The 21,697-nt window shown below is 57.9% G+C and carries 19 protein-coding genes and 2 pseudogenes; 11 read left to right on the top strand and 10 right to left on the bottom strand.

Annotation, left to right across the window (positions count from 1 at the left end):
* From LRO94_RS14755 to arnC, 7 genes are read right to left on the bottom strand one after another with little or no spacing between them, the layout of a single operon-like run.
* Positions 1–1,380 carry a UDP-glucose dehydrogenase family protein gene (locus tag LRO94_RS14755; protein WP_032885662.1) on the bottom strand — a complete coding sequence of 460 codons (1,380 nt, stop codon included), beginning with the start codon at positions 1,378–1,380 and terminating at the stop codon, positions 1–3.
* A complete protein-coding gene (gene arnF / locus LRO94_RS14750) occupies positions 1,377–1,790 on the bottom strand; it encodes a 4-amino-4-deoxy-L-arabinose-phosphoundecaprenol flippase subunit ArnF (RefSeq protein WP_032885661.1) in 414 nt (137 codons plus the stop codon). Before arnF ends, LRO94_RS14755 begins: the two co-directional genes overlap by 4 nt.
* Positions 1,787–2,134, bottom strand: a complete 348-nt coding sequence (gene arnE / locus LRO94_RS14745; protein WP_032885660.1) for a 4-amino-4-deoxy-L-arabinose-phosphoundecaprenol flippase subunit ArnE — start codon at positions 2,132–2,134, stop codon at positions 1,787–1,789. Before arnE ends, arnF begins: the two co-directional genes overlap by 4 nt.
* On the bottom strand, positions 2,131–3,786 hold the full coding sequence (gene arnT / locus LRO94_RS14740; RefSeq protein WP_122765156.1) for a lipid IV(A) 4-amino-4-deoxy-L-arabinosyltransferase: 1,656 nt from the start codon (positions 3,784–3,786) through the stop codon (positions 2,131–2,133). The genes arnE and arnT overlap by 4 nt, the downstream gene beginning before the upstream one ends.
* Positions 3,783–4,667 carry a 4-deoxy-4-formamido-L-arabinose-phosphoundecaprenol deformylase gene (gene arnD, locus LRO94_RS14735; RefSeq protein ID WP_179178972.1) on the bottom strand — a complete coding sequence of 295 codons (885 nt, stop codon included), beginning with the start codon at positions 4,665–4,667 and terminating at the stop codon, positions 3,783–3,785. The genes arnT and arnD overlap by 4 nt, the downstream gene beginning before the upstream one ends.
* Positions 4,667–6,658 carry a bifunctional UDP-4-amino-4-deoxy-L-arabinose formyltransferase/UDP-glucuronic acid oxidase ArnA gene (gene arnA / locus LRO94_RS14730; protein WP_032885657.1) on the bottom strand — a complete coding sequence of 664 codons (1,992 nt, stop codon included), beginning with the start codon at positions 6,656–6,658 and terminating at the stop codon, positions 4,667–4,669. The genes arnD and arnA overlap by 1 nt, the downstream gene beginning before the upstream one ends.
* A complete protein-coding gene (arnC, locus tag LRO94_RS14725; protein ID WP_032885656.1) occupies positions 6,655–7,686 on the bottom strand; it encodes an undecaprenyl-phosphate 4-deoxy-4-formamido-L-arabinose transferase in 1,032 nt (343 codons plus the stop codon). The genes arnA and arnC overlap by 4 nt, the downstream gene beginning before the upstream one ends.
* A 412-nt stretch (positions 7,687–8,098) precedes the next feature.
* On the opposite strand from arnC, the gene LRO94_RS14720 reads away from it, so the two are divergent.
* Both LRO94_RS14720 and LRO94_RS14715 read left to right on the top strand, forming a co-directional pair.
* A complete protein-coding gene (locus LRO94_RS14720) occupies positions 8,099–8,911 on the top strand; it encodes a M949_RS01915 family surface polysaccharide biosynthesis protein (RefSeq protein ID WP_095184759.1) in 813 nt (270 codons plus the stop codon).
* Between the two features lie 108 nt (positions 8,912–9,019).
* Positions 9,020–9,934 (top strand): site-specific integrase, encoded by a 915-nt coding sequence (locus tag LRO94_RS14715; RefSeq protein ID WP_032885654.1) that lies wholly within the window; start codon positions 9,020–9,022, stop codon positions 9,932–9,934.
* Between the two features lie 225 nt (positions 9,935–10,159).
* On the opposite strand, the gene LRO94_RS14710 is transcribed toward LRO94_RS14715, so the two are convergent.
* Together LRO94_RS14710 and LRO94_RS14705 are read right to left on the bottom strand one after the other, a co-directional pair.
* Positions 10,160–11,017: an SDR family oxidoreductase gene (locus LRO94_RS14710; RefSeq protein WP_032885742.1), complete on the bottom strand. Its 858-nt coding sequence runs from the start codon at positions 11,015–11,017 to the stop codon at positions 10,160–10,162.
* Between the two features lie 119 nt (positions 11,018–11,136).
* The gene (locus LRO94_RS14705) at positions 11,137–12,345 is read right to left on the bottom strand and encodes a multidrug effflux MFS transporter (protein ID WP_179178973.1); all 1,209 of its coding nucleotides are present in this window, start codon (positions 12,343–12,345) and stop codon (positions 11,137–11,139) included.
* A 146-nt stretch (positions 12,346–12,491) separates the two neighbouring features.
* Between LRO94_RS14705 and LRO94_RS28090 the strand changes: the two are divergent.
* The 9 genes and pseudogenes from LRO94_RS28090 to LRO94_RS14665 all read left to right on the top strand — a co-directional run.
* Positions 12,492–13,247 (top strand): annotated as a pseudogene (locus LRO94_RS28090) (MCP four helix bundle domain-containing protein); the annotation flags it as partial.
* Positions 13,242–14,105, top strand: a complete 864-nt coding sequence (locus LRO94_RS28085) for a methyl-accepting chemotaxis protein (RefSeq protein WP_407692698.1) — start codon at positions 13,242–13,244, stop codon at positions 14,103–14,105. The pseudogene LRO94_RS28090 and the gene LRO94_RS28085, both read left to right, overlap by 6 nt.
* Positions 14,106–15,932: 1,827 nt before the next feature.
* The gene (locus LRO94_RS14695) at positions 15,933–16,748 is read left to right on the top strand and encodes a DUF1206 domain-containing protein (RefSeq protein WP_032887308.1); all 816 of its coding nucleotides are present in this window, start codon (positions 15,933–15,935) and stop codon (positions 16,746–16,748) included.
* 108 nt (positions 16,749–16,856) lie between these two features.
* Positions 16,857–16,988 carry a DUF2256 domain-containing protein gene (locus LRO94_RS14690; protein ID WP_081797726.1) on the top strand — a complete coding sequence of 44 codons (132 nt, stop codon included), beginning with the start codon at positions 16,857–16,859 and terminating at the stop codon, positions 16,986–16,988.
* 243 nt (positions 16,989–17,231) lie between these two features.
* The gene (locus tag LRO94_RS14685) at positions 17,232–17,696 is read left to right on the top strand and encodes a thiol-disulfide oxidoreductase DCC family protein (RefSeq protein ID WP_032887311.1); all 465 of its coding nucleotides are present in this window, start codon (positions 17,232–17,234) and stop codon (positions 17,694–17,696) included.
* 159 nt (positions 17,697–17,855) lie between these two features.
* Positions 17,856–18,416 (top strand): GTP cyclohydrolase I FolE, encoded by a 561-nt coding sequence (gene folE, locus LRO94_RS14680; RefSeq protein ID WP_032887313.1) that lies wholly within the window; start codon positions 17,856–17,858, stop codon positions 18,414–18,416.
* Between the two features lie 36 nt (positions 18,417–18,452).
* Positions 18,453–19,163: pseudogene (locus LRO94_RS14675) on the top strand (SDR family NAD(P)-dependent oxidoreductase).
* Between the two features lie 470 nt (positions 19,164–19,633).
* Positions 19,634–20,152, top strand: a complete 519-nt coding sequence (locus LRO94_RS14670) for an isochorismatase family protein (protein ID WP_179178975.1) — start codon at positions 19,634–19,636, stop codon at positions 20,150–20,152.
* A 100-nt stretch (positions 20,153–20,252) separates the two neighbouring features.
* Positions 20,253–20,975 (top strand): hypothetical protein, encoded by a 723-nt coding sequence (locus LRO94_RS14665; RefSeq protein WP_179178976.1) that lies wholly within the window; start codon positions 20,253–20,255, stop codon positions 20,973–20,975.
* A 98-nt stretch (positions 20,976–21,073) separates the two neighbouring features.
* On the opposite strand, the gene LRO94_RS14660 is transcribed toward LRO94_RS14665, so the two are convergent.
* A complete protein-coding gene (locus LRO94_RS14660) occupies positions 21,074–21,616 on the bottom strand; it encodes a cytochrome b (protein ID WP_179178977.1) in 543 nt (180 codons plus the stop codon).
* Positions 21,617–21,697: the final 81 nt, after the last annotated feature.

Below are 21,697 nucleotides of genomic sequence, written 5' to 3'. Positions count from 1 at the left end.
TCAGGCTTCCACGACCTGTGGCACCCACTGCTGCTGCGGAATCGGCAACTGACATGAGTCGCCTCGCCCTATCGGGAAGTATTGGAAGCCCTTGCGCGACAGGCGCTCGCCGTCATACAGGTTGCGGCCATCGAAGATCACCGGGGTTTTCAGGCGCTGGTGGATCAGGTCGAAATCGGGGGCTTTGAACTGCTGCCACTCGGTGCACACGATCAGCGCATCGGCGCCAACCAGAGTGGACTCCGGCGTGCCCATCAGCATCAGCCGTTCTTCGTCGCCGTAGAGGCGCTGGGTTTCCTGCATGGCTTCCGGGTCGAACGCGCGCACGTTGGCGCCGGCAGCCCACAGCGCTTCCATCAGCACGCGGCTGGGTGCATCGCGCATGTCGTCGGTGTTGGGCTTGAACGCAAGGCCCCACAGGGCGAAGGTCTTGCCGCGCAGATTGCCTTGGAAGAACGCGTTGACGCGCTCGAACAGCTTGCTCTTCTGGCGTTGGTTGATGGCTTCTACGGCTTCCAATAGATCGCTTGAGCAGTTGGCCTGTTTGGCGCTGTGGATCAAGGCGCGCATGTCTTTGGGAAAACATGAACCGCCGTAACCGCAACCGGGGTAGATAAAGTGATAGCCGATGCGCGAGTCGGCACCGATGCCCAGGCGCACGGCTTCGATATCCGCCCCCAGGTGCTCGGCCAGCTCGGCGATCTGGTTGATAAAGCTGATCTTGGTGGCCAGCATGCAGTTGGCGGCGTACTTGGTCAGCTCGGCGCTGCGCAGGTCCATGAAGATGATGCGGTCGTGGTTGCGGTTGAACGGCGCGTACAGATCGCGCATCACCTCGCGCACTTCTTCGCGCTCACAGCCGATGATGATGCGATCCGGACGGCGACAGTCGGCAACCGCCGAGCCTTCCTTGAGGAATTCCGGGTTGGAGACGATATCGAACTCCAGGTGCCGGCCAGCGACGTGCAGGGCTTTTTCGATATGGGCGCGCAGGGTGTCGCCGGTGCCCACGGGGACCGTGGACTTCTCCACCAGGATTACCGGGGCCACTCGATGACGGGCCACGGCGTCGCCCACCGACAGCACGTACTTCAAGTCGGCCGAGCCATCTTCATCCGACGGCGTGCCGACGGCGATGAACAGCACTTCACCGTGTTCGACGGCGAGCTTCTCATCGAAAGTGAAATTCAGGCGGCCGCTTTCCAGGTTCTCCTTGACCATGGCGGCCAGTCCCGGTTCGAAGATACTCACATGGCCTTGCTGCAGCAGCTTGACCTTGTTTTGATCGACGTCCATGCAGATCACATCGTGACCGACTTCCGCTAATACGGTGGCCTGTACCAGGCCGACGTAACCACTACCAAATACACTGATTTTCATGGGGCATTCCTGGGACGAGTAGCACTGGCACGACGAGAGTTGATGATCAGCACACCGAGGATGACAAGCGCCACCCCCAGGGTTTTTGAAACGGAAAAATGTTCGTTGAACACCGGGAGGCTGGCGGCCAACAGGTACACCAGCGCATAGCTGATGCTGAGCAATGAATAGGCGCGGCCAAGGGGCAGGTGCTTGAGCGCGCCGAGCCAGCAGAGCATCGACAGCGCGTAGGCGAAGATCGCCAGGCTCACCACGCCCAACGCAGCGAAGTCGATGGCGTTGCTGTTCAACGCCGCCAGCCATTCGGTGGGCAAGGGCAGGCGCGTCATGCTCCAGCGCATGCCCAATTGGGCGGCGCTGACCAGGCCAACGCTGCCCAGGGCCAGGGCAAAACCACGCACGCGGCTCATACCTGGCGCCCCAACAGCACCACACCGGCAATCACCAGCACGACACCCAGCCAATGCCGTGTGTCGATGTGTTCCTTGAACACAAAGCGCGCCACCAGCGTGACCAGGACAAAATTGAGGCTGAGCATCGGGTAGGCGATACCGACTTCCAGGCGCTGCAATACCAGCAACCACACCAGCAAACCAAAACCCAGGCACAGCAGGGCCGACCACAGCCACGGCGAGCGCAGCTTCAGCGCCCAACCGTCGGGCTGGTCGCGCCAGCTTTCCACGGCGAATTTTTGCGAAACCTGGCCCATGCATGTCAGCAGGCAAGCGGCCAATAACAGGCATAGCGTGATCATGGCGCAACCTGCGGGAACACCAGGATCACGATATTGCCTTGCTCGTAGCGCTTGCCGTCTTTGGGCAGCAAGTCCACCTCGGCGATTTCGTCGTCACCCTTCACGCGCATGACCACCCCGACGGCGCCGTGTTTACGTGCGTCGCTCATCCACTGCCGGACCTGTGTGGTGTCGACCTTGTGATGGGCCGCATCGTCGAAGGCCAAGCCATATTTCACTTCGCCGACGGTGTTATAGAGGGTCACGTCCGGGCGCTTGACGCGCCAGGCCAAGGCGGAGGCTGCGCCCAGGTCATTGCTCAGCAACGCGCTGGTCTGGCTCAGCTCCTGGAGGTGATCGATGATGAACTGGTCCGGAGTCTTGTTGTAAACCACCGAATGGGGCAGTGCGGCCGGGACCAACGCCACCAGCAACCAACTGCCAACTACCGGCGCTGCCCACAAGCGCAGCGGGCGTGACGCTTGCAGCAGGTTGGCGATGATCCAGCCGAACAGGAAGACAAACACCAGCACCAGGCTGAGGGTTTCCTGACCGTGTTCGTAGACGGGCTTCTTCAGTTGAAACCACGTCAGCGCCAGTAACGCCGCGACGCCAATCACCAGGTTCAGCCAACCGTTGATACGCACGACACGGCCGCGGCCTGCGGCGAGTTTGTCCGCCAGTGTCGAGCCCATCAGCAGCGCCAGCGGCAACAGGCACGGCATGATGTAGGAGGGCAACTTGCCCTTGGCCAGGCTGAAAAACGCCAGCGGCATCAGCAGCCACAGCAGCAGGAAGGCAGTTTTCGCTGCACGTTTTTCCTGCCACGCCTGTTTCAGGGTGGACGGCAGCAGTGCGACCCACGGCAGGCTGAACGCGACCAGCAGCGGTAGGTAATACCAGAAAGGCTCGGCGTGCTGGGCATCCTCGCCGGCAAAACGCTGGATATGCTCGTGCCAGAAGAAGAAATTCCAATAGTCCGGTTCTTGCAGATGCACGGCCAGTGCCCACGGCAGGCTCACTGCAATGGCGACAACCACGGCCACCAGCCCATAACCGAGCAGTTCGCGAAAGCGCTTCTGCCAGATCGCGTAGGGCAGGGCGATCAACACCGGCAACAGCCACGCCAGGAATCCCTTGGTCATAAAGCCCATGCCACAGGCGAAACCCAGCAGCGCCCAGGATCCCAGGCGGCCGTTGCGGGAGGTGCTGTCGAAGCAGAACCACAGGGCAACGCCGGTCAGGTTGACCCAGAAGGTGAACTGCGGATCGAGGTTGGCATAACCGCCCAAGGCCGCCACGCTGACAAAGCTCATGTACAGCACGGTGCTGACCAGGCTCTTTTGCGGGTCATTCCACAGCCGACGTGACACCAGGTACACCAGCAGGATGCTCAAACCGGTGCTCAACGCCGAGGCGAAGCGCACACCAAACAGGTTTTGCCCGAAGATCGCCTGGCCGAGCGCGATCATCCAGTAACCGGCAGCCGGCTTTTCGAAATAGCGAATCCCCATGAAGTGCGGCGAAGCCCACTTGCCGGTCAGCAGCATTTCCTGGCTGATCTGTGCGTAGCGGGTTTCATCAGGAATCCACAGGCCATGGGTGGCCAGCGGCAGCAGGTAAAACACGCCAAACGCTAACAGGAGCAGGGGCAAGGCCCAACGCCGAATCATGCCTGCTGCACTCCAAGCCAACCCTCACGGCCGCTCAATGCGCCGCGCACCAACTGTTGCTGGGGCAGGGTGGTCAGGTCCGCAGGCAACAAGTCACCCAGCGGTTTGAAATCGATGCCGCGCTGCCCTGCCTGGGCAAGCAACTGGCGAAAATCGTTGGACATCAGAATCCCTTCTACTTCTGCGTGGATCGTGTAGACGTTGAGCTTCGACTCGGCAAACCGGTCAAGAATGAAGCTATTGAAGTCTTTGGCGGCCACCACCGGCCCGACGACTTCGTCGAAGGTCGGCAGGTCCACCGGAATTTGTGGCGTACCTGCGCTGCCATCGGCCAATGTCGGCCGAAACAGGCTGGTACCCCGGCAATCGCTGTTGTAGCGAAAGTTGAAACCTTGCTTGGCTTGCACCACACGCTCGTCGGCACGCCAACCGGCGGCCGCCGAACAGTCGATACGTTCGCCCAGGATGTCGCTCAGGGTCTCCACGCCGCGTCGAATTTGCTCGACCAGTTGTGCATCGCTCCACCGTCCGGTGTTGGCCTGCCAGCCGTGGTGATCCCAGGCGTGCAGGCCGACTTCGTGACCGGCGGCCTTGGCCTGGCGCATCAAGTGCCCCAAGTCACGGCCGATCGGCTTGCCCGGCCAGGCAGTGCCGGCGAGCAGGATGTCCCAACCGTACAGGCCGGCAGCGTTGGAACGCAGCATCTTCCACAGGAATTGCGGGCGGATCAGGCGCCACAAGTGGCGCCCCATGTTGTCCGGCCCGACACTGAAGAAGAACGTCGCTTTTACCCCGGCCTCGTCCAGGGATTCGAGCAACCGTGGCACACCTTCACGGGTGCCCCGATAGGTATCGACGTCAATGCGAAGACCTGCCTGCATTAGCGCTTATCCGCGATTTCGAGCATGGCCTCGCGCAGGAAGAAGTCCAGCGTGTTGCCGATGGTTTCGCTCATCTCCACGGTCGGCTCCCAGTTCAGCAGGCGCTTGGCGTTTTCGATGCTTGGCTTGCGGTGTGCCACGTCTTGGTAACCGGTGCCGTAGAACGCCTTGCTCTCCACATCGCGGAAACCGGCGAACGGCGGGAAGTTGCTGCGCAGCGGGTGCGCTTCGAACTGACGCAGCAGCTCTTCGCCCAACTGGCGGATGCTGGCTTCGTTTTCCGGGTTACCGATGTTGATGATCTGGCCGTTGCAGGCATCGTTGTCGTTATCAATGATGCGGGCCAGGGCTTCGATACCGTCGGCGATGTCGGTGAAGCAGCGTTTCTGCTCGCCACCATCGAACAGGCGGATCGGCGTGCCTTCCACCAGGTTCAGGATCAGTTGGGTGATTGCACGGGAGCTGCCGATACGGGCCGAATCCAGGCGGTCGAGGCGTGGGCCCATCCAGTTGAACGGACGGAACAGCGTGAAGTTCAGGCCCTTGGCGCCGTAGGCCCAGATCACGCGGTCCAGCAGTTGCTTGGAGACCGAGTAGATCCAGCGTTGTTTGTTGACCGGGCCAACCACCAGGTTGGAAGTGTCTTCGTCGAAATACTGGTCCTGGCACATGCCATAGACTTCAGAGGTCGACGGGAAGATCACGCGCTTGTTGTACTTGACGCAGTAGCGCACCAGCTTGAGGTTTTCTTCGAAGTCCAACTCGAACACGCGCAGTGGGTTGCGGGTGTATTCGATCGGCGTGGCGATGGCCACCAGCGGCAGGACCACGTCGCACTTCTTGATGTGGTACTCGATCCACTCGGTGTGGATGCTGATATCGCCTTCGACGTAATGGAAGTTCGGGTGGCTGCGCAGGCGCTCAATGGCGTCGGAGCCAATGTCCAGGCCGTAGACTTCATAACGGTCGTCACGCAGCAGGCGCTCGGACAGATGGTTACCGATAAAACCGTTCACGCCCAGGATCAGCACGCGGGTACGGCGTGGCTTGCGGCCGGACTCGGCACCGCGCAGCACGGAGCCGTCGACCAGGCCCAGTTCGTTGGCCAGGGAAGGGCCGGCCAGGTACAGGCCGTTGTCGTTGCGCTGGCCGAACTTGACCACCAGGGAGTCTTCGCCGCAGGCGATGCGCAGCGGGTTGACGCTGATCACCCGGCCCGGTGCCAGGCCTTCGTTGCCCTTGACCACCTCGGCTTGCCACACGATCAGCTTGTGTTCGCCCACTGCACAGAATGCGCCTGGATACGGTTGAGTCACGGCGCGAACCAGGTTGAACAGGGTTTCAGCCGGGTGTTTCCAGTCCAGCTTGCCGTCTGCGGCCGTGCGGCGACCGAAGTAAGTGGCTTGGCTTTCATCTTGTGCGGTTTCAGTCAGCTTGCCTTCGGCCAGTTGCGGCAGGACATCACGCAGCAGGTTGCTGGCGGCTTCACGCAGCTTGGCATGCAGGGTCAGGCCGGTGTCGCTACGCTCGATGGTGACTTTTTGCTGAGCGAGGATCGCGCCGGCATCCGCACGCTTGACCATGCGGTGCAGGGTCACGCCGGTTTCGGTTTCGCCGTTGACCAGCACCCAGTTGGCCGGGGCGCGGCCACGGTACTTGGGCAGCAACGAACCGTGCAGGTTGAACGCACCTTTACGGGCGGTGGCCAGCAGCGGCTCGCTCAGCAGGTTGCGGTAGTAGAAAGAGAAAATGTAATCCGGGTTCAGCTTGGCGATGCGCTCAATCCACAAAGGGTGGTTGGCGTCCTCTGGCGCATGCACCGGGATACCGTTGCGGGCGCACAGTTGGGCAACGGAGCCGTAGAAGTTGTTTTCCTTGGGGTCGTCGGCATGGGTAAACACAGCAGCAATTTCGTAGCCGGTATTGAGCAGCGCTTCAATGCCTGCACAACCAATATCGTGGTACGCGAATACAACAGCTTTTGAACTCATGACTGAACCTGATCGGCGGAAGTGGAAGTATGGGAAGACACCAGGCCGTCAACGACGACCACAGGAGCCGGTGCTGCCGGTTGGTTGCGCAGCACTTTTTCGATAAAGAAGCGTGGGCGGGCGCGCACATCGCTGTACATGCGGCCCAGGTATTCACCCAAGAGGCCCATGCCGATGAACTGGCCACCGGTGAAGACGAACAGCACCGCGAACAGCACGAACAGGCCGTCGCCCGCCCAGTCGGCACCGAAGGCCAGGCGCAGAACGATCAGCGCGAAGGCAAACAGCATGCCCAGGGCCGCCAGGCTGAAGCCGACAATAGACAGCAGGCGCAGCGGCGTGGTGGTCATGCAGGTCAGCAGGTCGAACATCAGGCTGATCAGGCGCATGGCGCTGTATTTGGACTCACCGTGTTCGCGCTCGGCGTGGTGCACCAGGATTTCCGTGGTGTGGCGGGCGAAGCCGTTGGCGAGGATCGGGATAAAGGTGCTGCGCTCGCGGCAGGCGAGCATGGCGTCGACGATGGTGCGGCGGTAAGCGCGCAGCATGCAGCCGTAGTCGGTCATGGCCACGCCGGTAGAGCGCTGCACGGCAAGGTTGATCAGGCGTGACGGCCAGCGGCGAAACGCCGAGTCCTGGCGATTGTTGCGCACGGTGGCGACAACGTCGTAGCCGAGGGCGGCTTGCTCCACCAGGCGCGGGATTTCTTCGGGTGGGTTCTGCAGGTCGGCATCGAGGGTAATCACCACTTCGCCCTGGCACTGTTCGAAACCCGCCATGATCGCGGCATGCTGGCCGTAGTTGCGGTTGAGGATCACAGCCACCACGTTGCTGCCGTCTTCTGCGGCAGCGTCTTCCAGCAGTTGGGCCGAGTTGTCACGGCTACCGTCATCCACCAGGATGATTTCGTATTCGTAGGCCAGTTGCCTGCACGCCGCGGTGGTGCGACGCAGCAATTCAGGCAGGCTTTCTTCTTCGTTGTAGACCGGGATAACGATCGACACGCGATGAATAGGGTAGGGTTTCAAAGATTTATGACCTCGGGGTTAGAGCAGCGTGGCGCGTGAAAACGCCCGCAATCATTGGATACAAACGCCGTGCAACGGTTGGGAACCGCTAAAAATCGAATTCTAATCAAGAGGTTAGTTCAAAAATGTGAATATCACCTTGAGCTTCCGTATTTAAGATTAAGCTCAAAAATGTAGGAAAGGTATGAAGCGGAAGTCGAAAATTCGTTTATTTGACAGCCAGACAGCCAGGGTTCAGCTAAACGTGAGGGCGCTAAGGGGGGGGCTGGATCGCGGTGAAACAGGAACGGCATGCAACGCATTTGCTACAGCGTGGGCGAACACAAACAGGCTTCGACCACGATTGAAGAATCTTCTCTGCAATGCCTCTCAAGTGCCGGTAAAGTAACGCGTCTCTTGGCAGGGTAATCGGATGAATAGCGTGCAGCTTTTACGCGGCCAGTTGCGGCCAGTATTGATGGGGTTGTTGATGAGCGTGGCGTGTGTCACGACCGTTCGCGCCGATGAAAGCGTGGCGTTGACCAGCCTCGATCAGGTGCCGGATGGGGTGGAAGTACGTGGCAAGCAGATCGCCGCTTACACCTGGGACGACCGCCAGGGCAAGAATCTGCTGGTGCTGGCTGAACAAGTCAGCGAGCGGGATGACGACGGCACCCAGTCGTCCTTTGTGTATGCCGCTCAGTACCTGATCGACGGTAACCGCCCCAAGCGCGTGTGGATGCTCTACGACGATGTGCAGCATTGCGAATTTGACGCGGCGTTGCGTTTTGACCAAGCCGCGACCAAGGTCACCGACCTGTCTGGCGATGGCATCACCCAGGCCACTGTGGGCTATTCGCGCACCTGCACCAGCGACGTCAGCCCCAATGAGTTCAAGCTAATCATGCATGTGGGCAAGTCGCAGAAGTACCGTTTGCGCGGTGTCGACCGCTACGGCGCCGCCTGGTGGGATGAAGAGGCCGGGGCGTTGCGCGGGATGCCGCTGCCCAAGGATTGCAGCACCGCCGGGCAACAGGCGCTCGTCAGCCAGTACAAGGAGCAGGGCACCGAATTGCCGTTACCCGGCTGCTATGGCGATGAGAAGGATTTCGCCAATGCGCCCGAGGCGTATCTCACGTTCATGCGTCAGCATTGGTTCGCACTGATGCAAAAGCAGGACGCCGAATGGAGCCAGGCCCAGACCCAGCCCCAGGAACCCACGGAGGACGAAGAAACCGCCCCATGATTTGGTAAGAGGGCCTGTGCTGCGCTAGACTCGGCCCTCGCCAATTCACTAAATACCTTGATTTAACAATGGCTTGTTCGAGGTATTTAATCCAAAGGCTGATCTATTTTGACTGAGCATATCCGCAACCCGCTGACCCTCTACCTCACCCGCCTGGCCCCCTCCAGCCAACTCACCATGCGCTACGTGCTGCAGGACGCCGCCGACCGCCTGGGCTTCGAGGATATCAACCTTGAAGACATCGACTGGCACCTGCTGCAACCCGAACACGTCATCGCCCTGGTAGCCGCCCTGCGCGAAGACGGCTACGCGCCCAACACCTCATCGTTATATGTAAATGCGGTGCGCGGGGTGATGAATGAAGCGTGGCGCATGAGCCTGATCAGTCAGGAACACTTGTTGAGAATGCGCACGGTCAAGCCAGCGCCCGGTACGCGTCTTGGCCAGGGCCGTAACCTGCGGCGCACGCTGATCCGCGAAATGATGGAAGTCTGTGCCGCCGACCCCAGGCCACAAGGCCTGCGTGATGCAGCGGTCATCGGCATCCTCTACGGCTCGGGCATGCGTAAGTCGGAGTCGGTCAACCTGGATCTCGCGCAGATCAACGTTGAGGAGCGCAGCTTGCGGGTCATTGGCAAAGGCAACAAAGAGTTGATCAAGTACGCGCCGCAATGGGCATTTGCCAAGTTGCAGGCCTGGTTGGCGTTTCGGCGCGAGCAGTTAAAAGAGGGCGAGCAGGACGACAGCTTCCTGTTCAATCGCATCCGCCGGGGTAGCCATATCACCCGGGAACGCATTACTAAACACGCGATTTACTACATTGCCCGGCAGCGAGGGGAACAGGTTGGGGTGAAGATCATGCCCCATGACTTCCGTCGCTCGTTTATCACGCGGGTGATCGAGGAGCATGACCTATCGATCGCGCAGAAGCTGGCGCATCACACCAACATCCAGACCACCGCCAGCTATGACGTGCGTGACGATAACGAACGCCGCCGAGCCGTAGATCGATTCGACCTGTAGTGAGCGGGCTGCCCCTCGCCGGCTTGCATAGCAGCCCCCAAGTTTATTGGGTCTGCTTCGCAGCCCAGCGCGGGGCGAGCCCGCTCACCACAAAAGCCTGATCATCACAAAAGCCCGATCACCACAAAAAGCCCGGTCACCGCGAAAAGAGAGGTCACCACAGGCGCTCAGTTCATCAAGGCGCTCGCCACAGGGAGGATGTTCAGCCTTCGAGCGCCTTCAAGGCTAGAGGATGGGCTTCCCCCCGGTAACCGCATAGCGTGAACCGGAGATGTAGCTGGCTTCATCCGAGGCAAGCAGCACATAAATCGGCGCCACTTCCACCGGCTGGCCAGGTCGGCCCAGTGGTGTTTCGCTGCCGAAGCTCTTCACGTCTTCATCGGTCATGGTCGCCACGATCAGCGGCGTCCAGATCGGTCCGGGGGCCACACTGTTGACGCGAATGCCCTTGCTGCCCAGCAACTGCGCCAAACCGCCGGTGAAGTTGGCAATCGCGCCCTTGGTGGCGGCGTAGGCCAGCAGGGTCGGTTTGGGCATGTCAGAGTTGACCGAACTGGTGTTGATGATCGAACTGCCAGCCTTCATATGGGGCAGGGCGGCCTTGCAGATGCGAAACATCGCCGTGATGTTGATATCGAAGGTCTTCACCCATTCCTCGTCCTCGATCTCTTCGAGGGTTTCGTGGGTCATTTGGAACGCGGCGTTATTGACCAGCACATCGATGCGACCGAACTGTTCGACGGTGCTGTCGACCAGTGCCTGGCACTGGGCTTTCTGCGCAAGGTCGCCGGGCAGTAACAGGCATTGGCGACCGGCTTCTTCCACCCAGCGTGCGGTTTCCTTGGCGTCTTCGTGCTCGTCCAGGTAGGCGATGGCAACGTCTGCACCTTCACGGGCAAACGCAATGGCAACCGCGCGACCGATGCCGCTGTCGGCCCCCGTGATCAGCGCGATTTTGTTGGCCAGCCGACCAGAGCCTTTATAGCTTTGCTCGCCACAATCGGGATACGGGTCCATTTTTCTCTGGGAGCCTGGGACCGATTGGGCTTGAGGGGCGAAAGGCGGGCGTGGGTAGTCAGTCATCTCAATCTCCATAGGTTCCTAAGGGTGCTGTGGAGTTAGTAATTCCTTGGCCGGCGATAGTTGTGCTGGATCCTGCCCAGGGCCGACGAGTGGTTAACGCCGAGCCCTGTTGTTACCCCTCAGGAGGAGGGCGGGGCACTCGCCAAGTGGGCGGGCAAACGGCGTAATGTCCAGATCACCGTGAGCATCGCCGCAACGGCACACATCGCAATACCGATGATCATTGGCGCTGGGGTGTGGTCGGCAAAGACACCAACAAGGGTCATGGACACCGCCCCTGTGATCATTTGAATCGCGCCAAGCAAAGCGGATGCAGAACCCGCCACCGCGCCATGGTCCTCCAGGGCCAACACACCCGAGGCAGGCAACAGCAAGCCAAGGAAGCCGAAGCCGATAAACAGCAACGTCATCATCAGGACCAAGCTATCAACCCACCGCGTGGTGACCGCCAGCAGGAGCATCACTGCAGCCACCGCCGTAACTGACCAAAGTATCAACGGCACCAGACCGAAGCGTGCGCTCAGTCGCGCCGTCAGCTGGCTCATAGCGAAAAATGACGCCGCATTCAGGGCAAAACACAGGCTGAATTGCGTGGGTGTCAGGCCGAAATACTCGATGTACACAAAGGGCGCGCTGCCAATAAAAACAAAGAACGTTGCCAACCCAAAGCCGCAGACCACCGACAATCCGATAAACACAGGATCGCGCAGCAGAGCCCCATAACTGCTGAATGCAGTGCCCAGGGTTTTACCCATACGACGCTCGGGCGGGTGGGTTTCGGGCAATTGCACGGCCGTCATCACCAGGCACAACACGGCCACCACCGCCAGCACGGCGAACACTTCGCGCCAACTCCAGAGCGCAATCACCACACTGCCAGCCAGCGGGGCAAGAATTGGCGAGACACTCATCACCAGCATCAGCAATGACATCAGCCGCGCGGCTTCATGGCCGGTGTACAGATCGCGAACGATAGCCCGAGGGATCACCATGCCGGCGCACGCACCAAATGCTTGCAGGGCACGAAATCCAATCAGCACTTCAATGGTCGGCGCCAGGGCGCAGCCGATACTGCCGATGGCAAAAATCAGCAGTCCGGCATAAATCGGCGGTTTGCGTCCGAATACATCGCTGATGGGGCCGTAGAACAGCTGGCATACCCCCACGATCACAAAGAACACGGTCAGGCTCATCTGTACGGCGGCCGGCGAGGCGTGCAGGCTCGCGCCAAGGGTTGGCAGCGCAGGCAGATAAATGTCGATGGCGAACGGGCCAACGGCCGTGATCAAGCCCAGGAGCAGGGCCAAGTGGGCAATACTTCGAGACATGGGCATTTCCGGGCGGAGCAAAGGATGGCCAGCTTAAGGGATCCTCGCAGATCCGCAAACTTAGGCTTCACTAACCAGTGACTGCTGCCGATAACGTTAATAGAGGTTGGGTTCCCAACCCGCGGCCAAGGTATGGGGATACCCGCATGACGATCAAACTACGCTTGATGCTGTTGATAGCGACCGGGTTGCTTACCGCCCTGGTCATGAGCCTGGCCAGTTACCTGGGCAACACGCGGATGGGCGAGGCTGTGCAGGCCAACGAGGTCGCCATGACGGTACTGCGCAACCACATGGAAGCCGACATGATGCACGACGCCCTGCGCGCCGACGTGTTGTCGGCCATGTTGGTGGGCTTGGGGAAAAGCGCCAGTACCAAGGCCGAGGTGACGAGTTCGATCAAGGAACATTCAGAGCACTTCCGGGAGGTGCTGGGGGACAACCTCAAGTTGCCCCTGGATGACAGCCTCAAAGCCAGTCTGGAAAAAATCAAACCCAGCCTCGATACCTATATAAGCGCCGGCGAACGTATCGTCGCGCTGGCGTTGGAAAATCCCGAAGCCGCTCGCGCAGAACTGGAGAGTTTCAACACTGCGTTCAGCCGTCTGGAAGACCAAATGGCGGCGCTGAGTGAGCTGATCGAAACCAATACCCAGCAGACCGGCGCAAGCACTCAGCACGCAATCAGTAATGCGAACCTCACACTGGGCACGGTTTTGATTGCCAGCGTATTGCTGCTGTTGGCTCAGGGCCGCTGGGTCATCCTGAGCATCATGGGGCCGCTGCAGACCGCCAGCCGCATTGCGGCGAGTATCGCCAGGGGCAACTTGAGCGAGCCGATTGTCGAACCTAAGCGCAATGATGAAGCCGGCGCGCTGATTCTCAGCCTTGCCACCATGCAGCGCGACTTGCGCGGCATGATCGAAGTGGTGCGCAGCAACGCTCATGGCGTCAATGGCATGAGCGAGCAACTGAGCCACGGCTGCCATGAAGTCGCCGGCAGCAGCCAGCAGCAAAGCGCTGCCGCCAGCACCATGGCCGCTGCTGCGAGTGAAATGACGGCGAGCATCGAAGAAATCACCCGGCACGCCGGCCGCGCCCTGGACATGGCCAATCAGGCTGAAGCCTTGGCCAAGGACGGCGGTCGCGTCATTCACCAAGTGGTCAAGGACATGGACGGTATTGCCCGTTCAGCCCAGCAATCGGCTCAGGTGATCCGCACGCTGGACAAGGAGTCCGAGGCGATTTTCAGCATTATCCAAGTCATCAAAGGCATCGCCGACCAGACCAACTTATTGGCCCTCAACGCCGCGATTGAGGCTGCCCGCGCGGGAGAACAAGGCAGGGGATTTGCGGTGGTCGCCGATGAAGTGCGCAGCCTGGCGGGTCGCACCAGCGCTTCGACCCAGGAAATTGCCAGCATGGTCGGACGCATCCAGCAAAATACTCGGGAGGCGGTGACCAGCATGGAGGAGGGCGTCACTCAAGTGGATAAAGGCATGGCGGTGACCGCAGAAGTAGAACGGGCAATCCGCGAGATTCTGCAGGCCACGTTGAACACTACGGAGTTGGTGAACGACATTTCGCGCACCATCGGGGAACAAAGCCTGGCCAGCAATGAAATCTCCCATCAGGTGGAGATGATCGCTGGCATGTCGGAAAACAACAGCCGCGTGATCGGGCAAACTGCCTCAACTACGGATGAACTGGCCAATCTAGCAGGCAAACTGTCGCAATCTGTGGACCGTTTTCAGCTCTAACAGGGGTAGCAACAGGGGTAGCGTAGGAACGACTCATATATAACTCAACTAAATAGATATTTAGTTGAATTGCACTCAGACCAAGAACGTTACACCTCCAAAACGAATGTACTACGAGAAAACAGCAGTCAAACAGTCCGCTAATGAAAAGCAGCCGTGAATAATCGGAACGGGTGAAGTCGGCAATCCCCAATTGCGTTATTGCCAGCTCGGGATACGCTGCGACGCCTTTGAAACGGGCGTTCGCTAATCTAGTCGACATTTCCAAACACGTTTAGACCGCTTAAATAGTTGTATGTTTTCACAATGGCAAAACCGTACTTCATCGTGTTTATCACATACATGTTGGCCCGCATTTCGAGCGTACAGCATGAGCTCCAGGCATTCTGTTTACTGTGTCAAGAATGCACCGAAAACCGCTTGAAGTGCTTCCCGGCGACTTCCCGATCCAGGAATGCTCAAGCCGTCAGATGAAGCCGCGCCGCTAGCCGGAAAAGGCGCCTGCATTTGCCACCTGACTCATACTTAAATGGTGTTTCAGAACAATGCTTGGTGCATGGCTCGCGAGGAGCGTAATTATCGACGGCGTCACCAGGCATTGGCCAATACCGGTATGGCTGTCCTTGAAATCCGCGCACTGACACCATGCCGAAAGCCTCAGATTTCACACAGCGTCATGATTGCTGACATTCTTGGAAGCGTTGTTAATGCAGACCGATCAGGTGCGACGGATGCGGCAAGATCGGCGCTAGACCTTTGAGAAGTCAAACGACTACTGGGCAGGCGATCTGCAACCACTCCGGCAACGAAGGACACCAGGCTCGATTCACCACGCTGACGTTTTAAGGATTTCCGATCCGGTACGAAAGCTGATGCGCATATTTAAATAATACTTTCTGGACGATGCAGTGAGCGGATGTCACTAAGGGGCTGATTTTTCGGCCGTTTCATATTTAGCTGTTTATTCGCATATTTAAAAAATCTCGACAGAATTCTGCAGGCCTACGGCTGGCATCCAGAAATATATAGTTACGCATAATGTATATTATGTTAAACAGGATATTACGTAGAGATGCTCATCGGCCATATATCCCTCAACGTCTACTGTCCCTTTCCCAATTGTTGAATGGCGTCCATCAGGCATCAGTCAATTTCCAAATAATGCTGATGTGATCGCCAAGCTGCAGGCTGTCACCGCTTCCAGCCGTCCATTTGTCAGCGTCTGGTACTGCCAACGATATTTTGCCTGGTTGGCACGTAGCTAGAATCTTGAGCAAAGCTTCTGGGGCTTGCTACGTCAAAACCACACACCTCGGGCGCCTTCTAAACTCACCAGGGTATTCGGCGTTCTGAACTGGGCACACGTACAAGGAACCAGAAAGTCAGGGCTGTCGGCCAACAGTTGATCAAAGCGCCGTAAGTGCTCGGTTTTTTTCATTCTGCAACTGACGCTTGGGCTCTTGTATCAATGGGGCAACGGCCATGCGATTTCGAAGAATCCCGGCCATGCGCAACAAGGTAGCCTGGCCGATGGACGCTGCCGCCAATGGCGTGCAGGAAAACCGATCGAAGCACCCTTCCCATCCCTTGCCCCAGCTTTCGTTGAGGGATGCACATTGCCGGAAGTCAACAGCAAATGCCGGACGTATGTATTCCTTACAGTGAGTGACTCTCAAAACTGTAGGCCCAAAAGACCCGCGTGGGCGAGGCAATCTCGACTGCGGCCGGCGTTGGGGATTTTTAAATCACTTCACCCTTCGACTTGGTAATAGAACCCCACCCAGCGATAGGGGTCTGCTCTTGTATCAGATCTCAGGAATACATCGAATGTCCGCGCAACATAGCCTGGTAATACTCGCTCGGGGAGGCTACGCCGCTCGGGGATTGCTTTATTTGATCATCGGTATCTTCGCACTGCTGGCAGCACAAGATTCGACGAAACCGAAGGACAGCCACAAAAGCCTGGAAGCACTGCTAAGCCAACCCTTTGGCTATTTTCTAGTTGGCCTTGTGGTGGCTGGCCTCCTCGCATTTGCGGCGTGGCGCATCCTGCAAGCTACACGCGATGTCGATCATCATGGCAAGAAATTCAAAGGGTTGGTGATTCGCGCTGGTCTGTTCGCGGGAGGTATGTTCAACGGCGCTCTAGCGTTTTTTGCGTTGGGCCTACTCATTAGCGGTATTAAAAGCTCGGGCGATTCTGGAGGGCAAACCAAAGACTGGTTAGCGCATCTCTTGTCATGGGATCACTCGAATGTGTTGGTATACCTGATCGCACTCGTTCCGCTTGGGGTTGGTATTGCTCACATCATCAAGGGATGGAAAGCGTCATTCGAGAGATATTTTGAGGCCGATGAAGACGTCATGCGATACGTCCGACCGGTATCACGATTCGGACTAATCGCCCGTGGAGTTGTGTTTTTAGAAATTGCGTTGTTACTGGCCATCAGTGGTTCCACTTATCAAGCCATGGATCCACCTGGTATGAAGGAATCGCTGGATGCGCTCCAAAATCTACCTGCTGGTTGGTTGATTTTGATGGTGATGGCCTTGGGGCTGATTGCCTTCTCGGTGTACAGCTTCTCTGAAGCCTTTTGGCGCAAGATCAACATGGATGTGCCGGGAGTACCGAGCAAGGATTGATGAGAAACGGAAGTCTCACGGCCATAGGGAGCCTTACTCGCACCAGGGCCACGATCTTGGCGGGTTATCCACGAGATCTATTGATCGCACCAGCCGGTAGTAATATCCGTGAAAAAGAGTGAGCTTCCCGTAAAAACCTGCGTGATCTGTGGTCTTCCCTTCACTTGGAGGAAGAAATGGGCGCGCTGCTGGGACGAAGTCCGTTATTGCTCGGAGCGCTGCCGGCGCAGCAAACGTTGACCAAAAAAGGGCCGTCACAGGCCCTCTTGTACTCAAGCTACATGAAACAATTTACGCCTGCCCCCTCCTCCCTTCTCCGCAACGACACTTAGCTGTGGCCCTCCCTCTGGAAGCTTGATGCCGAAGGGGCGGACGATCCCTTCACAACACTGGGCGTGCCCATCACGCAGCTACAACACAGTGCCCATTGTCAGCCCGTTTCTTTCAGCCTATCTTGTATAAACCTATACAAGGTCCATTACGATGTACAAGAAAATGAAGTGGCCGTTGACGCTGTATTTTGACGGTGAATGCCCTCTGTGCGCGCGAGAAATCAAGTTCCTGCGAGGACGCGCCGTAACGGATCGACTGCTTTTTGTGGACATCAGCAGCGGTGCATTCGATGCCGAGGCACTCGGGTTGACGTTCGCGCACATGCAGTCCTCGCTGCACGCTCGTTTCGCTGATGGCCGCTGGGTTACCGGCCTGGATGCCACTCTGTGGAGTTGGCGAGCGGCTGGCTTAGGTTTTTGGGCCACGCCACTGACGTGGCGTGCATTGCGCCCGCTGTTTGAATTCGGTTATCGCCTTTTCTGCCGTTTACGCCCCCATTTGGCGTGGTTACCTCATCCAGAGGGTGGCCGCCGCTGTGTCGATCAGCAGTGCGCGGTGCCGGCGTCAAAACCCGCATCAGACAAGCAGGCCATTTTGAAAAAAAAGCAGACCTAGAACGCTTTGCGTTGTCATGGTCCCGACGAAGAAGGTGGGGCATGGCTGATCTGATCTGTCGAACCCCGTGCCATCTGCGTCAGATCGTGCGCAGCAGATACGTTCCTACCGCCATGGATTGCCGACACTTAAACCGCAGCATGGCTGCGAGGAATCAAGATGAGCCCATCATTAGCCGAACACTACCGTGAAATTCTCGTCGGCGTAGGCGAGAACCCTGAGCGTGAAGGACTGCTGGACACCCCCAAGCGCGCAGCCAAAGCAATGCAGTACCTGTGCAATGGCTACACAATGAGCCTGGAAGAAGTGATCAATGGCGCATTGTTCGAATCGCAAAACGACGAAATGGTCATCGTGCGCGACATCGAACTGTATTCATTGTGTGAGCATCACATGCTGCCCTTCATCGGCAAGGCTCATGTGGCATACATCCCTACTGGAAGGGTATTGGGCCTGTCGAAGGTGGCCCGAGTGGTCGATATGTTCGCCCGCCGCTTACAGATCCAGGAAAACCTCACAAAACAAATTGCTGACGCCATTCAGCACATCACCGATGCGGCCGGCGTGGCAGTGGTCATTGAGGCTAAGCACATGTGCATGATGATGCGAGGCGTGGAGAAGCAAAACTCGGTGATGACATCTTCGGTGATGCTGGGAGCCTTTCGCGAGTCGTCCGCGTCGCGTCAGGAGTTTCTGCAGCTGATTGGACGAATGGGTTAACACCAACAAAGCGAACCAGACCGCGGGAGCGCCTAGATGAACAGTCCCTTCAAGATGAACTCGCTTGGTGAGGGCTATCGTGCCCTCGTGATAGGTGCCAGTGGAGCGATCGGCTCGGCTTTTTGTGAGTTGCTCAATCAGGATCCAAGTTGCGCATATGTCCGTGAACTGGGGCGCAACAGTGTTCCATGCCTCGATCTGGAAGAGGCCGACAGTATTGCCAGCGCGGCCTCCGAATTAGCTCAAGAAGCCCCCTACCAATTAATTTTGCATGCTGCCGGTTTGCTCCATCGCGACGAAATCAAACCTGAAAAAAGCTACTCCGCTATTGAAGCGGATACGCTCCAGGCGATATTCCAGGTCAACACCATCGGGCCTGCGCTGGTTTTGCGTCACTTTTTGCCCTTGCTTGACCCACGAGGCGCGATGGCGATGCTCTCTGCCAAGGTGGGTAGCATCGGTGATAACCGTTTGGGCGGCTGGTACGCCTATCGCGCTTCCAAGGCGGCACTGAACATGATGATTAAAACGGCCGCCATCGAGCTGGCACGAACCCGGCCTCAGACGCGCTTGTTAAGTCTTCATCCCGGCACGGTTATTTCAGGCCTGTGACACCCCTTTCGAGGTGCCTCTGAAGCCAGGCCGGCAAACATTGCGGCGCATGAGCTGTTATCTCTGATTGACCGCTTAGGGCCTGCTGACAGCGGTAATTTCTTTGCCTATAACGGAGAACGCCTTCCTTGGTAGACAGGAAGTGAACCTTGAATCTCCAGGGGCCGACCGACAGGGCCGCGCACAGGGACGTATGCGAATCAGAGCAGCTGCTGCAATTTCGCGTTCCTTTAGCGGCAGGTGACTGCCCTCCTCCTTAGCTCCAATTTCCGCCTTTGAACTGAACCGTGCTTCCTGCACGTGGTTGTCGGCCTGTGGGTAACGACCATGGCACGTCAGGCATCAGATGGCCGCAGACTTGCACTGTCTAGTCGGCCAAACGCACTCAGCCTGGGATCCTGGCTTGTCAGCTCGCCGCGAGATTGTTAGTGTCGATCCATGACTCACTATTGCCTCACCTCGACTACCACCACCACGACCGCTGTATGCGGAGCGTGCGAGGTGTCGTGAGCCAATAGCCTACGAACTTCAAAGGCCCGCCAGCGATGGACAGGGCCTTTTTTTATGCCCTTGTGTCGCTGGTTCAAACGCAAGGAGATGCACCCATGTACGCCCTATTGATACTCGATATCCAAGTCGGGCTTGTTCACGGCCCGGAAAAACCATGGCGCTGCGAAGCGTTATTTGAAACAGTGAATAGCCTGATGGACAAAGCCCGCAGCGCTGGCGCTCCGATTTTTCTCGCGCGCCACGTCGGGCCCGCTGGATCGCCCATCGGCCCCGACAGTCCGTTGACGATGCTTGCGCAGGAACTCAACCTGGTGGGTACAGAGGTGGTATTCGAAAAGCGGCGGCCCAACGCCTTTGAAATGACTGAGCTGGCAGACAATTTGCGGTCTCGCGGAGCTACTGGTGTGGTCATCACCGGCATGAAAACTCAATACTGCGTCGACAGCACCTGCCGTGCTGCTCGTGATCTTGGCTTCGATGCGGTACTCGTTGCCGAAGGTCATACCTGTTCAGACACGCCAGTGATGAGCGCTAAGGACATCGTTGCTCATCACAATGCAACCCTTGATGGGCCGTTCTGCCGGCTGGTTCGGGCCGAAGAGTGGCGCTTCTAGCAGAGCCTCAATAACGGGAATGTGCGTGACTTGGGAGAATGGTTTCTTCTTGTCACGCTCTGCTACATTCATCGGAGGCCACAATCAGGGATAGAAACAAGTGACCATTCGCCTAAACGTTCGCCTTCTTTTATTCGTGCGATTCGCGAGCATCGCAATCGCGCTCACTGCAGCGACTGCTGCCCACTCTGAGCAATACACAGTGGGCGGCAGATCGATTGAGCTGCCTTCGCCTCAAGGCTACTGCAAGATTGGCGAAACGCCCGGAGAGCGAAAGTTCGTTGAACTGACAGCCAAGGCCACTGGGCCGTCGAGCCGCATTTTGGCGTTGTTTTTGAGGTGCGAAGAGGTGGCAGAGTGGAGAAAAAACGCACCGTCCGAGTTAGTGAGCTCTTCCGACTGGGTGGTGTTGGGCGTCATCCTGGACCGTGATGGTCAACTGCGGCCCATGGAGGGCGTGAGCCGTAAGGAGTTTGTCCGCACACTTGGAAGTGCAATGTCTAAAGATCCAACCCTCTTCTCGCGCACGAATGCTGACGCCCAGATTCGACTCAATAGCTTAGTAACCGGAGCGGACTTCAGGATGATGGGCACCCAGGTTCTAAAGGCGGACGACGAAGCCATCTATTTCATTCTGGGAAGTGAAATACTCGCCGACAATGGTGAGCACCGCCGCGTAATCGCTGTATCAGCGATCACCCTACTTAAGGGCGTGCGCATCGTTTATGGCAACTATCGTCAAGTGAACCCATCACAGAATGGCAACGCGCTCTTTGGCAAGACGGACGCGCTGGTTCATGCCGCTGTGCAAGCCAATCCCTGAAACGGACCTCAGCGCCCACGACGGAAATTAAAGACTGACTCAACCCTTTTGAGTAGTGCGGCAACCGTTAAGTCGATAAGCGCTCAAGCCCCAGATCACTAACGTTTCGGTAGCATCCGCGTCAGGGTGTTGTCCCGCACCCAGTAGTGATGAAACAGCCCTGCAGCCGCATGCAAACCGATCAGCCAATAGCCGCTGCTACCGAGCAGCTCATGCCAATGTTTGAACTGCCTGGCCAAGTCTGGATCGGGCTGGACCAGCGCGGGTAAAAAAAACCCGAAGTAAGGCATCGGTTTACCTGCTGCAGACAACATTAACCATGCAAACACGGGCGTAGCGATCATCAGGCCATACAGGGCCAGATGCATCAGGTGCGATATCCCAGTCTGCCACGCCGGTAAGTTTGGCGTTATGGGTGGACGAGGAGTCAGGCGACCCAGCAGGCGTATCCAGACCAGAGCAAAAATGCTCAATCCGAAGACCCCATGCAACCCAAGGAACATCGCTTTCCACGGATTACCCCGTGGCAAAAGCCCTTTGATTTCGATACAGGCATACACGCCGACAAACAGTCCCAGCATCAACCAGTGCAAGGTGATCGACAGTTTTCCGTAACGATGGTCAGTTGAGTCTGGGGTCATGATGCGCCTCTTGAATAATTAACGCGGGCAAGTCATTCGCCCGGCCACGATCCGACGTGTCACCTAATCGAATGCCAGCAC

Origin of the sequence: Pseudomonas sivasensis (assembly GCF_021391435.1) — a bacterium.
Classification (GTDB): Bacteria; Pseudomonadota; Gammaproteobacteria; order Pseudomonadales; family Pseudomonadaceae; genus Aquipseudomonas; species Aquipseudomonas sivasensis.
Note: the sequence above shows the minus strand (reverse complement) of the source record. Positions and strands in the feature narration are given on the sequence as shown.

Excerpts from the sequence above, each read along its gene's own strand:
- LRO94_RS14755 (WP_032885662.1), bottom strand. The coding sequence starts at position 1,380 with ATGAAAATCAGTGTATTTGGTAGTGGTTACGTCGGCCTGGTACAGGCC.
- arnF (WP_032885661.1), bottom strand. The coding sequence starts at position 1,790 with ATGAGCCGCGTGCGTGGTTTTGCCCTGGCCCTGGGCAGCGTTGGCCTG.
- arnE (WP_032885660.1), bottom strand. The coding sequence starts at position 2,134 with ATGATCACGCTATGCCTGTTATTGGCCGCTTGCCTGCTGACATGCATG.
- arnT (WP_122765156.1), bottom strand. The coding sequence starts at position 3,786 with ATGATTCGGCGTTGGGCCTTGCCCCTGCTCCTGTTAGCGTTTGGCGTG.
- arnD (WP_179178972.1), bottom strand. The coding sequence starts at position 4,667 with ATGCAGGCAGGTCTTCGCATTGACGTCGATACCTATCGGGGCACCCGT.
- arnA (WP_032885657.1), bottom strand. The coding sequence starts at position 6,658 with ATGAGTTCAAAAGCTGTTGTATTCGCGTACCACGATATTGGTTGTGCA.
- LRO94_RS14720 (WP_095184759.1), top strand. The coding sequence starts at position 8,099 with ATGAATAGCGTGCAGCTTTTACGCGGCCAGTTGCGGCCAGTATTGATG.
- LRO94_RS14710 (WP_032885742.1), bottom strand. The coding sequence starts at position 11,017 with ATGACTGACTACCCACGCCCGCCTTTCGCCCCTCAAGCCCAATCGGTC.
- LRO94_RS14705 (WP_179178973.1), bottom strand. The coding sequence starts at position 12,345 with ATGTCTCGAAGTATTGCCCACTTGGCCCTGCTCCTGGGCTTGATCACG.
- LRO94_RS28085 (WP_407692698.1), top strand. The coding sequence starts at position 13,242 with ATGCAGCGCGACTTGCGCGGCATGATCGAAGTGGTGCGCAGCAACGCT.
- LRO94_RS14695 (WP_032887308.1), top strand. The coding sequence starts at position 15,933 with ATGTCCGCGCAACATAGCCTGGTAATACTCGCTCGGGGAGGCTACGCC.
- LRO94_RS14685 (WP_032887311.1), top strand. The coding sequence starts at position 17,232 with ATGTACAAGAAAATGAAGTGGCCGTTGACGCTGTATTTTGACGGTGAA.
- folE (WP_032887313.1), top strand. The coding sequence starts at position 17,856 with ATGAGCCCATCATTAGCCGAACACTACCGTGAAATTCTCGTCGGCGTA.
- LRO94_RS14670 (WP_179178975.1), top strand. The coding sequence starts at position 19,634 with ATGTACGCCCTATTGATACTCGATATCCAAGTCGGGCTTGTTCACGGC.
- LRO94_RS14660 (WP_179178977.1), bottom strand. The coding sequence starts at position 21,616 with ATGACCCCAGACTCAACTGACCATCGTTACGGAAAACTGTCGATCACC.